The sequence below is a fragment of the Jannaschia pohangensis genome (assembly GCF_900113875.1).
In the GTDB taxonomy this organism is placed as follows: domain Bacteria; phylum Pseudomonadota; class Alphaproteobacteria; order Rhodobacterales; family Rhodobacteraceae; genus Jannaschia; species Jannaschia pohangensis.
In genome coordinates, this window is record NZ_FORA01000001.1 from 179,246 (window position 1) to 192,981 (window position 13,736).

16 protein-coding genes are annotated in these 13,736 nt (G+C 67.5%); 9 read left to right on the forward strand and 7 right to left on the reverse strand.

The genetic code is table 11. The features are described from left to right. Positions 1–38: 38 nt before the first annotated feature. Genes cimA through BM002_RS00835 form a run of 3 tightly spaced genes read left to right on the forward strand, consistent with a single transcriptional unit; the run spans position 39 to position 3,132 of the window. Positions 39–1,637 carry a citramalate synthase gene (gene cimA / locus BM002_RS00825; RefSeq protein WP_092776293.1) on the forward strand — a complete coding sequence of 533 codons (1,599 nt, stop codon included), beginning with the start codon at positions 39–41 and terminating at the stop codon, positions 1,635–1,637. Continuing rightward, the gene (locus BM002_RS00830) at positions 1,637–2,362 is read left to right on the forward strand and encodes a class I SAM-dependent methyltransferase (protein WP_092776296.1); all 726 of its coding nucleotides are present in this window, start codon (positions 1,637–1,639) and stop codon (positions 2,360–2,362) included. The genes cimA and BM002_RS00830 overlap by 1 nt, the downstream gene beginning before the upstream one ends. Continuing rightward, on the forward strand, positions 2,359–3,132 hold the full coding sequence (locus BM002_RS00835; protein ID WP_092776299.1) for a squalene/phytoene synthase family protein: 774 nt from the start codon (positions 2,359–2,361) through the stop codon (positions 3,130–3,132). Before BM002_RS00830 ends, BM002_RS00835 begins: the two co-directional genes overlap by 4 nt. Here the strand turns inward: BM002_RS00835 and BM002_RS00840 are convergent, their stop codons facing one another. Next, complete coding sequence (locus BM002_RS00840; protein WP_092776302.1) at positions 3,133–3,645, reverse strand: flavin reductase family protein; 513 nt, start codon at positions 3,643–3,645, stop codon at positions 3,133–3,135. A gap of 102 nt (positions 3,646–3,747) precedes the next feature. Here BM002_RS00840 and speB point away from each other — a divergent pair, with 102 nt between their 5' ends. Next, the gene (gene speB / locus BM002_RS00845; RefSeq protein WP_092776306.1) at positions 3,748–4,710 is read left to right on the forward strand and encodes an agmatinase; all 963 of its coding nucleotides are present in this window, start codon (positions 3,748–3,750) and stop codon (positions 4,708–4,710) included. A gap of 7 nt (positions 4,711–4,717) precedes the next feature. On the opposite strand, the gene BM002_RS00850 is transcribed toward speB, so the two are convergent. After that, positions 4,718–5,146 (reverse strand): hypothetical protein, encoded by a 429-nt coding sequence (locus BM002_RS00850; RefSeq protein WP_092776310.1) that lies wholly within the window; start codon positions 5,144–5,146, stop codon positions 4,718–4,720. 244 nt (positions 5,147–5,390) lie between these two features. On the opposite strand from BM002_RS00850, the gene lipA reads away from it, so the two are divergent. Beyond that, positions 5,391–6,347, forward strand: coding sequence for a lipoyl synthase (lipA, locus tag BM002_RS00855; protein ID WP_092776313.1), 957 nt, complete (start codon positions 5,391–5,393; stop codon positions 6,345–6,347). Between the two features lie 43 nt (positions 6,348–6,390). Here the strand turns inward: lipA and BM002_RS00860 are convergent, their stop codons facing one another. The 4 genes from BM002_RS00860 to BM002_RS00875 form a co-directional block, all read right to left on the reverse strand. Next, positions 6,391–7,569 carry an ammonium transporter gene (locus tag BM002_RS00860; RefSeq protein ID WP_092776316.1) on the reverse strand — a complete coding sequence of 393 codons (1,179 nt, stop codon included), beginning with the start codon at positions 7,567–7,569 and terminating at the stop codon, positions 6,391–6,393. 169 nt (positions 7,570–7,738) lie between these two features. Beyond that, positions 7,739–8,635: a c-type cytochrome gene (locus BM002_RS00865; RefSeq protein WP_092776319.1), complete on the reverse strand. Its 897-nt coding sequence runs from the start codon at positions 8,633–8,635 to the stop codon at positions 7,739–7,741. A 3-nt stretch (positions 8,636–8,638) separates the two neighbouring features. After that, on the reverse strand, positions 8,639–9,106 hold the full coding sequence (locus tag BM002_RS00870) for a c-type cytochrome (protein ID WP_092776322.1): 468 nt from the start codon (positions 9,104–9,106) through the stop codon (positions 8,639–8,641). Between the two features lie 77 nt (positions 9,107–9,183). Next, positions 9,184–9,768 (reverse strand): nucleotidyltransferase family protein, encoded by a 585-nt coding sequence (locus tag BM002_RS00875; RefSeq protein ID WP_092776325.1) that lies wholly within the window; start codon positions 9,766–9,768, stop codon positions 9,184–9,186. A gap of 212 nt (positions 9,769–9,980) precedes the next feature. Between BM002_RS00875 and BM002_RS00880 the strand changes: the two genes are divergently transcribed. Further along, positions 9,981–10,469 carry a peptidase associated/transthyretin-like domain-containing protein gene (locus BM002_RS00880; RefSeq protein ID WP_092776328.1) on the forward strand — a complete coding sequence of 163 codons (489 nt, stop codon included), beginning with the start codon at positions 9,981–9,983 and terminating at the stop codon, positions 10,467–10,469. A 6-nt stretch (positions 10,470–10,475) separates the two neighbouring features. Beyond that, entirely contained in the window at positions 10,476–11,090 is a 615-nt protein-coding gene (locus tag BM002_RS00885; RefSeq protein ID WP_092776330.1) for a ferric reductase-like transmembrane domain-containing protein, read from the forward strand. A 132-nt stretch (positions 11,091–11,222) separates the two neighbouring features. Here the strand turns inward: BM002_RS00885 and BM002_RS00890 are convergent, their stop codons facing one another. Then, positions 11,223–12,125: a LysR family transcriptional regulator gene (locus BM002_RS00890; RefSeq protein ID WP_092776333.1), complete on the reverse strand. Its 903-nt coding sequence runs from the start codon at positions 12,123–12,125 to the stop codon at positions 11,223–11,225. Between the two features lie 157 nt (positions 12,126–12,282). Between BM002_RS00890 and BM002_RS00895 the strand changes: the two genes are divergently transcribed. Both BM002_RS00895 and BM002_RS00900 read left to right on the forward strand, forming a co-directional pair. Beyond that, positions 12,283–13,242, forward strand: coding sequence for a tripartite tricarboxylate transporter substrate binding protein (locus BM002_RS00895; RefSeq protein ID WP_092776336.1), 960 nt, complete (start codon positions 12,283–12,285; stop codon positions 13,240–13,242). A gap of 2 nt (positions 13,243–13,244) precedes the next feature. Continuing rightward, on the forward strand, positions 13,245–13,736 hold the full coding sequence (locus BM002_RS00900; protein WP_245749082.1) for a tripartite tricarboxylate transporter TctB family protein: 492 nt from the start codon (positions 13,245–13,247) through the stop codon (positions 13,734–13,736).

The window sequence follows — 13,736 nt, forward strand, 5'->3', positions numbered from 1 at the left end:
TGGATCACCCGTTCTGAATACCTGGATCGGAGGCCCCGATGACCGAACGTCTCTACCTCTACGACACCACGCTGCGCGACGGGCAGCAGACGCAGGGCGTGCAGTTCTCGGCCTCCGAAAAGCAGGAGATCGCGTTGATGCTCGACGCTCTCGGCCTCGATTACGTCGAAGGCGGATGGCCCGGCGCGAACCCCACCGACAGCGAGTTTTTCGACGCCCCGCCCACCCTTAAGGCCAAGCTCACCGCTTTCGGCATGACCAAACGCGCAGGCCGGTCTGCGGACAATGACGACGTTCTGGCCGCCGTCCTGAACGCAGGCACGGGGTCGATCTGTCTGGTCGGAAAAACCCATCCGTTTCACGTCAGGACGGCCCTTGGCATCACGCTGGAGGAGAATCTGGAGGCCATCCGCGATTCCATCGCTCACCTCGTAAGCAACGGACGCGAAGCGCTTTTCGACGCCGAGCATTTCTTCGACGGCTATGCCGACGATCCCGCCTATGCCACCGATTGCCTGCGCGCCGCGCTTGACGCCGGGGCCCGTTGGGTCGTGCTGTGTGACACCAACGGCGGCACCATGCCCGACCGGATCGCCGAAGTCGTCCGCGAGGTCATCGCGGCGGGCATCCCCGGCGACCGGCTCGGCATCCACACCCACAACGACACCGAACAGGCCGTCGCCGGATCGCTTGCCGCCGTGCAGGCCGGCGCGCGCCAGATCCAGGGCACGCTCAACGGTCTGGGCGAACGCTGCGGCAACGCCAACCTGACCAGCCTCATTCCCACGCTCCTGCTCAAGGCCCCCTATGCCGAGGCTTTCGCCATCGGCGTCACCCGCGAAAACCTGCCGCGCCTGATGACGGCCTCCCGCCGTCTCGACGACATCCTGAACCGCGTCCCCCGCCGCGAGGCGGCCTATGTCGGCGCCTCGGCCTTTGCACACAAGGCCGGGCTGCACGCCAGCGCGATCCTGAAGGACCCGACGACCTATGAACACGTCCCGCCCGAGACCGTCGGCAACCAGCGGATCGTGCCCATGTCCAATCAGGCGGGCCTGTCCAACCTGCGGTCCCGTCTGGCCGAGGCGGGGCTGACCGGCGACGACACCCAGATGCGCCGCATTCTGGAGCGGGTGAAGGCGCGCGAGGACGAGGGCTATTCCTATGACGTGGCCCCCGCCAGTTTCGAGATCATCGCGCGCGAAGAGCTTGGGCTGATGCCCGACTTCTTCGAGGTCAAGCGCTACCGCGTCATCGTGGAACGGCGGAAGAACAAGCACAACAAGATGGTCACCGTGTCCGAGGCCGTCGTGGTGGTGAAGGTCGACGGCGAAAAGCGGCTGTCGGTGTCCGAAAGCATGGATGCCACCGGGTCCGACCGTGGCCCCGTCAACGCGCTGTCCAAGGCGCTGGCCAAGGACCTCGGCCCCCTTCAGGACCGGATCGTCGACATGCGCCTCAAGGACTTCCGCGTCCGCATCATGCAGGGCGGGACCGAGGCCGTGACCCGCGTCATCATCGATCACGAGGACAGCGCGGGCCGCCGCTGGTCTACCGTCGGCGTGTCGCCCAACATCGTCGACGCCAGTTTCGAGGCGCTGCTGGACGCCGTGCGCTGGAAGCTGTGTCAGGGGTGATGAGCGCCTTCTGGACCATCCACACCGGCCTTTTGCGCGAGGGGCCGGGGACGCCCGCCGAGGTGGCCTGGGCCTGCGGTCACGCCGATATCCCGCTTGCGGGGCGCATCTGCGACGTGGGTTGCGGCCCGGGCGCGGACCTGGCCACCCTCCGTCGCGCCGTGCCCGAAGGGTCCGTTCTGGGCCTGGACCGCCATCTGCCCTTCGTCGTGGACGCCGCGCTGCGCCACCGCGACGATCCGGGCATCGCCGTCAAACGCGGGCTTCTGGTGGCGCGCGACGGCCTGCCTGATCCTGCATCCGAGGGGCCGTTCGACCTGATCTGGTGCGCGGGCGCGATCTATTTCGAGGGGGTCACGGCGGCGCTGCAGGCCTGGGGTCCGGCGTTGACTGCGCGGGGCTGCGTCGCCTTTTCCACCCCTGTTGTCGCTGACCCTGACGATGCGGAGGCCGTCGCCTTCTGGGGCGGCGACCTCTGGGATACCGACGCGACACTGGACGCCGCGATTGCCGAGGCGGGCTTTGAGACGATCGCCCTGGGGCAGGTCGACGATACCGGGTGGGAGGCGTATTATGCCGCCACCGAAGCCCGCTGCGCCGAGCTCGACGCCGTGGCTGACGCCGAGCTGCGCGCCGCCGTGGCAGAGACGCGGGCCGAAGCATCCGATTGGCGACGCCTGCGCGGGCGGCTTGGCTATGCCCTGCGCGTGGTGCGGCCCGCATGAGCGGCGCGGATGACCTGACGGCCTGCGCGGGCCTTGTCGCGCGCGGCGACCCGGTGCGGTTCCGCGCGACGATGGCCGCGCCGGTTGCGCTGCGCCGGATGCTCTTCCCGCTTTATGCCTTTAATCTGGAAGTGGCGCGCGCGCCCCGCGTCACGCAGGAGCCGCTGATCGCCCAGATGCGCCTGCAATGGTGGGCCGATGCGCTGGAAGAGATCGCGGCAGGCGGCAAGGTGCGCCGACACGAGGTGGTGACGCCGCTGGCCGATGTCCTCGACTCGCGGGCGGCCGACGCGTTGCAAGCGGTCGTGACCGCGCGCCAGGCCGATGTGGAGCGTGATGTGCCGGTCGACCTGTCCGACGTTCTGACCTATGTGGACGGCACCGCCGGGGTTCTGATGCGGGTGGCCGCGCGTCTGGCGGGTGAGCCGCGAGAGGAGGCCGCGGCCGCAGCAGGCCGGGCCCAGGGGATTGCAGCGCTTCTGCTTGCCGTGCCGACCTTGGCCGCCGAGGGGCGGCACCCCCTGCCGCACGGTGACCCGTCCGACTTTGCCGCCCGTCTGGCGCGGGAGGGGCGGGACGGCATCTACCTCGCGCGGACGATCCCCGTCGCACCCGCTGCGCGGCCCGTGTTCCTTGGCCTGACCGAAGCGGAGGCGACCTTGCGCCGGTTTCAGGCCGACCCAAGTCTGGTGCTGGAAGACAGACCCCGCGAGCCGGGGTTCGGCGTCCGGGCCGGGATGGCGATGCGCGCCCTGCTCAACCGCGTCTGATCAGGCCTTTTCGGTGCGCAGATAGCTGCGCATCCCGTAGATCAGGGGCGACCCTTCCTCGGACGCGCGCACCGCGCGCACGGCGCCGATGATGACGTAATGGGTGCCGATGGGATCGACCGCCTGGATCTCGCAATCGAACCCCGCCAACCCGTCCAGAACCGGCGCGCCAGTCTTCAGGGTGTCGAACGCCAACCCGGTGAACCGATCCGCGCCCGTCGCGTCACCGCGCCCGGCGAAGACGTCGGCGATGGCCTGTTGCCCGGTGTGCAGGACGTTGACGGCAAAGCACTTGTTTTCAAGGATCGCCGGGGCGGCCGACGCCGTCCGGTTGACGCAGATCAGGATGGTGGGCGCATCGCCGTCTGCCGACACGCTGGTCATGGCCGACACCGTCACACCCGCGCGCCCCGCCGGACCGTCGGTCGTCACCACGCTCACCGTGGCGGCGGCGCGGGACATGGCGTGGACGAATTCGTCGCGCAGCGCGCGCGGAGCATCTGACTGTGTCATGGCGTTCACTTAACCCATGGGGACCGGGAGTCGAGATGCGCGGGGGCTTTTCCTTGTGCCATCGCTCCGGCTAGGTGGAAATGCACCAGACGGAGGAACCCCATGGCCCTGCAAGACGCCCGCGATCAAGTGGACAACGCCTTTCGACGCGACGACCCCCGGGGCCTGAGCTTCGAGAATGCCTTCGGCGGCGCGACCTCGGCATTCCGGCGCAAATACACGCGGGACCTGACCGGCTATGACCTCGCCATCACCGGCGTACCCTTCGATCAGGCGGTAACGCATCGCCCCGGCACGCGGTTCGGCCCCCGTGCCATCCGCGAGGCAAGCACTCTGCAACCCTTCGATCCGCCATACTACTGGGATTACTCGCCCCTGGATGAATTGGCCGTGGCAGACTTTGGCGACCTCGGCTTCGACTACGCCAAGGTCGCGGAATTCCCCGAGGCACTGCGCCAGCATATCCGCGGCATCCTGGGGCAGGGGGCGGGCTGCATCTCCATGGGTGGGGACCACTACGTCAGTTTCCCGATCCTTCAGGCCCACGCAGAGGTGCACGGGCCCCTCTCCCTCATCCAGTTCGACGCCCATTCCGACACCTGGCCCGACGACGACATGACGCGGATCGATCACGGCACGATGTTCTACAAGGCGGTCAAGACCGGTGTCATCGACCCCGCGACCAGTGTGCAGGTCGGCATCCGGACGGTGAACCCCGACACCCTGGGCGTCACCACCATCGACGCGCGCGCGGTGCACGAAGCCGCCCCGGGCGAGGTCGCGGCCCGCATCAAGGCGGTGGTGGGGGATCGGCCGACCTATCTGACCTTCGACATCGACTGCCTCGATCCGGCCTTCGCACCGGGAACGGGCACGCCCGTCTGGGGCGGGCTGTCGAGCGGTCAGGTCGCCGCGATCCTGCGCGATCTGGCAGGCATCAACCTGGTCGGCGGGGATGTGGTCGAGGTGTCGCCGCCCTATGACACCACCGGGGCGACGGCGATTGCCGGGGCGCATATCGTGATGGAACTGATGTGCCTCTGGGGCTGGACACGGCGCAAATAGGCGCCCGTCAGACGCTCGGGGTCGCGGGACAGGCGCGGAAGGTGGCGACGGGTCCGGCGGCCTCTGCAAGGTCGATGCGCACGGAGACATCGCCCACGGTAGCGGTCGCGGTCGTATTCGCCTCCAGCCCCGACAGGACGTTCCCGAACCCGCTGTCGGTCACCACAATCCGCGTGCCCTCCACCCGGTGCCGGTCGGTGGAAATGGTGAGCGGGGACGCCCCGTCGAAACGGATGGCGAAGACGGGGGCCTCTGGCCAGCCCTGCGGGCGCGTCAGCGTCAGGGTATAGAGGCCCTGCGAGGGGTCGAAGGTCACCTGTGTGTCCAACCCGAAGGCCGCCTGCGACAGGGTGCAGATCGGGGTCGGCGCAAAGCTCCAGGCCTGCGCGCCACCCGGCAGGACGATCAGAGAGGCGAGGGCGAGCGACAATCGCATGCTGCCCACGGTATCCCCACGTCCACGCCCTGCCAAGCGCCGCAAACGCACTTCAAAAAATCCTGCTTCTCTGCTTCACAAATACTCACGGCGCCGCCCCCCGTGCGCCGCGCCACTCGGGTCGGCGCGCCCAAGCCAACGCGCCCGCACAATCCGGCCATGCGCGGCTGCGACCGCCGGGCCACTGGCGCGGGCGGATCGGTTGCCCTAGATGTCACCACAACACCCGATCCGGAGACGCAAGATGCCCCGCGACCTGAAAATTCCCGCCGAACGCCACCCCGAAAAGGCGCGCAGGCCCGACAATCCGCAGCCCAGGAAGCCGTCCTGGATTCGCGTCAAGGCCCCCGTGGGCGAAGGGTATCGCAAGACCGCCGCGATCATGCGCGAGCACAAGCTGGTCACCGTCTGCGAAGAGGCGGGCTGTCCGAATGTCGGCGAATGCTGGTCGCAGGGTCACGCCACGATGATGATCATGGGTGAGGTCTGCACCCGCGCCTGCACCTTCTGCAACATCGCCACCGGCAAGCCGCCCGAGGCGCTGGATGTGTTCGAACCCGGTCGGGTGGCGGATGCGGTGGCCAAGCTCGGCCTGAACCATGTGGTGGTCACCTCGGTCGACCGTGACGATGTGGAGGACGGGGGCGCCGAGCATTTCGCCCAGACCATCCGCGCCATCCGCAAGCGCGCGCCGGGCACCACGATCGAGATCCTGACCCCCGATTTCATCCGCTGCGACCCCTCCGCGCTGGAGGTCGTGGTCGCGGCGCGGCCCGATGTGTTCAACCACAACCTCGAAACCGTGCCGGGCCTATACCCCGAGGTTCGGCCGGGCGCGCGGTACTTCCACTCCCTGCGCCTGCTCCAGCGCGTCAAGGAGTTGGACCCGTCGATGTTCACCAAGTCGGGCATCATGGTCGGCCTGGGCGAGGATCGTCAGGCTGTGTTGCAGGTCATGGACGACATGCGCGCCGCCAACATCGATTTCCTGACCATCGGGCAGTATCTGCAACCGACGCCCAAGCACCACGCCGTTGACCGGTTCGTCACGCCCGAGGAGTTCGCGGGCTACGAAAAGGCGGCCTGGGGCAAGGGGTTCCTGATGGTGTCGGCCACGCCGCTGACCCGGTCGTCCTATCATGCGGGCGATGACTTCGCCCGGCTGCGGGCGGCGCGGGAAAAGGCGCTCGGCAAGGCCTGATCGCCGCGCCCGTCCGGGGCTGCCCCCGGACGGCAAGTTGGCCTCAGCTGGGTGAGGGGTAGGCCTGTTCGCCGTGGATGGCGAGGTCCAGGCCCTCCTGCTCGGTGTCCTTGCTGACGCGGATCGGGAAGATTGCCTTGACCGCGAAGACGATGACCAGCGTCACCACGGTCGTGAACGCGCCCACAACGGCGATGCCGCCCAGTTGCGCGGCCCAGGTTCCGGCCCCGAAGACCGCGATCATGATCGTTCCGAAGATGCCGCCGACCCCGTGGACGGCAAAGACATCCAGCGTGTCGTCGATCTTGAGCAGGTTGCGGATCAGGTTGACCGCCTCCTGGCACAGGACGCCCGCGACCGCCCCGATGATCAGCGCCTCGATGGGTCCGACGAAGCCCGAAGCGGGCGTGATGGAGGCCAGGCCCGCGATGGTGCCGGTGACGATCCCGACCAGCGACGCCTTGCCGTATTTCATCCGCTCCCACAGGGCCCAGCTGAGCGAGGCGGTCGCTGCCGAGATATGCGTCACCGTCAGCGCCAGGGCCGCGCCCCCATCGGCGGCAAGCTGCGAGCCGCCGTTGAAGCCGAACCAGCCGACCCAGAGCATTGCCGCCCCGATCATGACGAAGCCGGGGTTGTGCGGCGGCTTCGACTTGTCGAGGCGCGGACCCAGGACCACCGCGACGATCAACGCCGCCAGACCCGCCGTTTCGTGCACGACCAGACCGCCCGCGAAATCCCGCACGCCCGTCTCACCGAACAGACCACCATCCGCCAGCAGGCCGCCGCCCCAGATCCAATGGGCCACGGGCGCATAGCAGAGCAGCATCCAGAGCGCCGAAAAGGTCAGGACAAAGCCGAAGCCGACCCGCTCCACATAGGCGCCGACGATCAGCGCGGGGGTGATGATTGCGAAGGTCATCTGGAACGCGAAGAACAGGACCTCGGGGATGGTGCCGAACAGGGTGTCGCCGTCGATCTCCAGAAGGAACGCCTTGCCCAGTCCGCCCCAATAGGCGTTGCCGTCGCCAAAGGCGATGGAATAGCCAACGGCGAGCCACAGCACGCTCATCAAACAGGCGATGGCGTAGCAATGCATGAAGACGCTGAGAACGTTGCGCGAGCGGACGAGGCCCCCGTAAAACAGCGCGAGGCCCGGCAACGTCATGAACAGCACCAGTGCTGTCGCGACGATTATCCAGGCGGTGTCGGCTCCGACCATGTTCGTGTCTCCCTCGGATATGTTTCGGGGAGGGGTGATGGGTTCGGTTCGCCGGATAAAGCGGCACTGTGCGTCAGACCTGCCTTAATATGCGGCATTTCACGGAATGACTGAATTTTGGACGTTTCTGATGATGAAGCGGCGAAAAAACAGGCGAAATGGAATCACGCTATTCGATCGGAGCCTGCGCCTTGAGGTAGGCCGCGATTGCCCCCCGGTCGTCGTCTGACAGGCGCGACAGATTGGCCACGACAGATACCATGTGGCCCCCCACGCTGTCGAAATCGGGGGTGAAGCCATCCTTGAGGTATTGGGCGATCTCGCTTTCCGACCAGGTCAGCCTGGCGGGAGTGATGTTCGGGATATTGCCCTGACCCGAAGGGTTGGGCGCACCGGCGAGCCAGCGCGTCCGGTCCAGCCCGCCGAGCGCGTCACGCGGGGTGTGGCATTCGGCGCAATGGCCCAAGGCTTCGGACAGGTAGCGGCCCCGGATCTGCGCCTCGGTCTCGGCGACGCCGGTAAACCCAGCCCCGGCATAGAGGAACTTCCAGCCCCCGACGCTGCGGCGGATCGAGAAGGGGAAGGCCAGGTCATGGGGCTGGCTGGCGGAGCCATCGGCGGGCAGGGTTTGCCAGAAGGCCCAGAGGTCGGCCATGTCCTGCGAAGTGGCAAGGGCATAACCCGCATAGGGGAAGGCCGGATAGTAGTGTGACCCTTGGGGCGAGACGCCGCGCTGCGTGGCATTGGCGAATTCGGCCAGCGTCCAGGCGCCGATCCCGGCCTCGGGGTGCATCGAGATATTGGGCGCGCGGAAGGTGCCGAAGTCGGACGGAAAGGCCTGCCCGCCCGACAGGATCAGCCGCGCTTCGCCCTCGGATCCCTCGGCGGCATGGCAGGAGGCGCAACCCCCGGCCCAGAACACGGACTCGCCCGCGACCGGATCGCCGGTCAGCGCGGCAAGTTCGGCAAGCGCGTCATCCGGGAGCGGCACGGGCCGCGTCACCCAGGCCGCGACGGCCAGGGCCGCGACCGCAACGGCCGCGACCCGGATCAGCGCCTTGCGCATCGCTTATTGCGGTTTGCGGTAGGTATCGTGGCAGGCCCCGCAGGACTTGCCCAGATCGGCCAGCGCTGCCTGCATCGGCTCCAGCCCGTCGCCCGCGACCGCCTGAAGCGCGACACCGGCGGCGGCGAAATCGTTCCACTTCTGGTCGAAGTCCGCACGGTCTTCCCAGATCTTGGCCAGCGCGCGACCGCCCTCCACGTCGTCCGAAGACGAGCCTTCGGGCCACAGCAGGCCCGTGCCGACCATCCCCAGACCGGCCAGCGCGTTGGCGGCGGATTGTGCGGCGGCGGCGTCGTATTCGGTGTTGCCACGCGCCATGTCGCCCACCACGGACGAATTGAGGGCCATGGCCGTCATGATGCCATTGCGCGCCTCGATCTGGCGGGAATTGTCGGCATGTCCGGCGGCCAGGACGACACCACCAAAGGCGATGGCGGCAACCGAGCCGAGAGCGAGTTTCATTCGTGTCATTTCATTGATCTCCCTGCGATCTGTCGTCAGCGTGACGCAGGGTCAGCCTTCCGTCAATCAAAAGAAGGTCGCGGGAATCATCGCCCCGTTCTTGCGCGCCACTCTGCCCAGTCCTCGGGCGTGTCGAGGTCGGTCAAGGCCGCGCGGCCCGGCAGGGTGACGATCTCTACCGCGTTCTGGCGCAGCAGATCGCGCGCCCCGGTATCGCCCGACAGACGCGTCAGCGCCTCGAAATGGCATCGGTCGAAGACGACGGGTTGTCCCAGTTGCCCGTCCGCCGTCGCCGCGCGCAGGATCGTGGCCTTCCCCTCCCGCCAGGCGGCGACCATGCGGGCCAGTTCTGGCGCGCCGATTTCGGGCATGTCGGCCAGATGGATGAGCAGGGCCGGGGCGCGACAGGCGATGACGCCTGCGCGGATCGAGGCGGACATCTCGCGATCCGGCACCTCAAGCAAGGTTGCGGGGCTGTCGCCAAGCCAGGCGCGCCGGGCGGAATTCGGGGGCAGGGCGACGATCACTTCGGAAACTGTCGCGCAGGCCGCCCGCACCGCCCGCAGGATCAGGGGCGTGCCGTCCACCGGCTCCTGCAACTTGTCTCCCCCCCGCATCCGCGACGAGGCCCCGGCGGCAAGGATCAGGATGGCGGGGGCGGGGCGTGTCATCAACTGGACCTGTCGGATTGCGCGGGATGGCGTGTCTTGCGGGACCGGACAGCCTGCCGTCAAGCGCGGCGGTTCACGCAGCTGTGAGGCCTTTTTCCGCCGTGCGACCGGCGGACGCGGTCGGCAGGGCCGCAAATGGTCCTATATCATTCCAGAGTCGTGGCCGCGCCTTGCAACAGGCCGGTCACCTGCAACCGATAGGAGACTTCCGGATGACCGATTTTTCCCCAATCCGCCGGGCCCTTGTCGTTTCCGCGAGCGCTGCGGCGGCGACCGGTCTGTCCGGCCTTCTTGTGCCCGCTTTCGCCCAGGGTCTGGCACCTACCCCGACGATGCGGGGCGGGGCCAACAACTACCGTCCCGGCGCGCCCATCGTGGAGCGGATCGGCGGTGGCGGCTTCTGGATGACCGGCACGGTTCGGCGCGCGGGCGACGGTGCTCCGCTGCCCGGTCAGCGCATCCAGATCTGGGCGCATACCACCGAAGGCCACGAGCGGGATCCGCAAAGCCACGGCGCGACGCTCACCGATGCGACCGGCGCCTTCCGCCTTGAGATGCCGCAGATCGTGCCCGCCTTTGGTCAACCCCACGGGCACCTGGCCTATGACGATCCGGAGTTCGAGACGGTGTTCCTGCGCCCCGTCATGGCCAGTGCGCGCGACACCAGCTTGCATGTGGATTTCGTCCTGAAGCCGGTCTGATCGGGCATGGTGCGTGCGGCGGCGATCTGGGCGGGCTTCGTCACGTTGTTGGTCGTGCCCGCTTGGGTCGCGGCCACAAGCCCGCTTCTGGCCTGGCGAGAGCCGGTCTATGTCGCCGCGGGCTTCGCCGGGGTCATCGCGCTGATGCTGCTGCTGGTACAGCCGTTGCTGGCGCGGGGCGACTTGCCAGGCGTGGCACTGGCGCGCGGGCGGCGGGTGCATCGCTGGACGGGGGCGGCCCTTGTCGCGGCGGTCCTGATCCATGTGGGCGGCCTCTGGCTGACCAGCCCGCCCGATGTCATCGACGCCCTGACTTTCAATTCGCCCACGCCGTTCTCCGTCTGGGGGGTCATCGCCATGTGGGCGATATTCGCCACTGCGGTTCTGGCCCTTTTGCGCCGCAAGATCGGTCTGCGTCTCTGGCGCAGGGGGCACAGGGCTTTGGCCTTGATAATCGTCGCGGGAACCGTCCTCCACGCCATCCTGATCGAGGGGACGATGGGCACGTTCTCGAAGGCGGTGCTCTGCCTTGCGGTTGTTGCGGTCACCTTGCCGGCCGTGATCACCTTCAGGGGGTGGGCGGCGTGGGTGCGATCTGCGACCACCTCCGGTTCCGACTGACCGGGCAGCTTGGCGACCCCGGGCGCGTGCAGGGCGGGTTGGCGGTTCGCGACGGTCACGGACCGGGGCTCCCGGTGTCAGCTTGCTTTGCGTCGCTCCGGTCCGGACCGGCCTGCCGGACGGCCTTGCACGTCAGGTCAGATCGGCCCCTGACCGGCTTTCACAAACCTCGTTCAGAATGCCCAGAAACGCATCGCGGGCCCTGTGGGGACGATTGGTTTCCGAGACGAAGTAGCCAAGTTCGATCTGGACGCGCGGACGCCATTGACGGATCGCGATGCCGCGCTCGTCGTCGGGGCTGACCGTGATGGCGTCGGTGAACGTGAACCCGATGCCCGCTTTCACCAGGCGGCAGGCGGCCAGACTTGTGGACATTTCGTGCGTGACCTCCAGATGCTGGTCGGCTTTGGCCAACTCCCGGTCCAGCAGGCTGCGCATGTTCGTGGTGTCTTCCAGCGCGACATAGGAAAGTCCCGCAACATCGGCGGGGGTCAGAACCTCCCTGGCCGCCAAGGGGTGCGCGGCCGGCAGGGCCACCAGCATGTCGGTGCGGGCCAGAAAGCGCGGCGTGGGGTTGCGGTCGGGCAACGGCAAGGTCGCGATACCCACGTCGAACAACCCGTGCAGGATGCGGCGGCCAAGGTAGCGGCGGGGATGAACCTCCAGCTTTACCTTGACGGACGGGTCGCGCCTGACCAGCTCGGCCATCGCCGGAACGATCAGGCCTTCCACCAGCCGGGGGTGACAGATGACGCGCAGGGGCGGGGCCGCATCCTTGGCGATCTGTTCGAACATCCCCGGCAGATCGTCGATCGACGCGAGGATGCGCAGGGCTTCGGGATAGAAGGCCTCGCCCTCCTGGGTCGGGATCAGGCGCTTCTTCTCCCTGTTGAAAAGCTGGATGTCGAACTCGGCTTCGAGGATCTGGATCAGGCGGCTTGCGGCGGGCTGGCTTAGGTTGAGCTTCCGGCACGCCTGGGCGAGCGTCCCTTCTTCCATGATATTGACGAAGACCCGAAGGCTCTTGAGGTTCATCGCTGTCTCTCTCGCTCGGGCGGCACTGCTGGAACGTTCATCGCATAATTCGAACGTTCATTCCAAATATTCTGTTTTTTCGATGATCACTTGTGCCCTAGCGTCGGGGAACAACAATCCGGCCACGAAGCCGGAACACCCCAACAAGGAGATTTCCATGGACCGCAGGTCATTTCTGAACATCGCGCTTGCTGCTCCGGCGCTTGCTGCCCTGTCCGGCACGGCTGCCTTTGCCCAATGGGCACCGCGCCGCCCGATCAACCTGATCGTGCCCTACGGCGCGGGTGGCGGCACCGACAGTTTCGCCCGCGCTCTCGCCGCCGGGGCGGAAAGCGCCTTGCCCGTTCCGTTGGTCGTGGTGAACCGACCGGGGTCGTCCGGGATCACGGGTGCGACCGAAGCGGCAGGCGCGCGTCCGGACGGGACGACCTTCATGATGACATCGGGCGGATCTTTCCTTCTGACCTATCTGCTGCGCGACACGGATGTGAACCCTTTCGACAGCTTCGAGACCGTGGGCCAGATCGGCGATCTGACCACCTCGCTCATGGTGCCCGCGAACAGTCCGTATCAGAGCATCGACGACCTCGTGGCGGACGCCAAGGCCCGCCCCGGCGAGATCCGCTGGAACCACACCGGTCGCGGCAGTTTCCACCATATCGCGGGCCAGGGGTTCATGAACGCGGCAGGTCTGGACGCGGTGGATGTGCCCTTTGACGGCGGCGGTGCGACGCGCGCGGCGGTGATCGGTGGACAGGTCGATTTCGGCATGATCGGCATTCAGCAGGCCGCAGGGTTCGAATCCGAGCTTCGGGTCCTGGCGCTCGTCTCGGATGCGCGCGATCCGATCGCGACCGAGGTGCCGACCTTCGCGGAACTGGGATACGATGTGCCGATCATCTCCTCGCCGATTACCGTCTTCGCGCCGCTCGGGATGGATGCGGAGATCCTGTCCGGCATGGAAGCGGCGCTGGCCGACATCACCAGCCAGCCCGAATTCGCCACCGCCATGCGCGAACTCGGCAACACCCCGGCCTTCCTTGATGGCGCGGCGGCCCGCGCCCGGCTCGAAGCCATGCGCGACGCCGCGGCCCCCATCATCGCGGCGATGGAATAGGCGTGACCAGCACCGCCCCTCCGGAGCTTATGAACCAGACCACCATCGTGGGCGCGGTGCTGACTGTCTTCGGCATCGCGGCCCTGGTGGCCTGTTTCCAAATCGACCTTGACCGCGATGGCGGTTGGGGCGCGCGGATCTTTCCGCTTGCCGCGGCGGGGGCGCTTGTCGTGCTGGGCCTGGTCGAGCTGGCCAAGGGGCTGCGGGAGGGGCGCGCCATCCCGTTGCCCGCCTTCGATGGTTGGGCCGTTACGGGTCTGCTGATCCTTGCGCTCGGCTATGCCTGGGCCATCGGCCTGGTCGGATATCTTGTCAGCACGGCAATCGCCGCTCCGTTGGCGCTTTTGCTGTTCGGGATCCGCGACTGGCGCGGCCTGCTGGCGGCGGCGGTGCTGTGCCCGGTGATCTATCATCTGATCTTTTTCGTCGGGTTGGGGGTGTTCCCGCCCTATGGCCGCTGGTTCGATCTGCTCGACGTGATCCAGGGATACTGA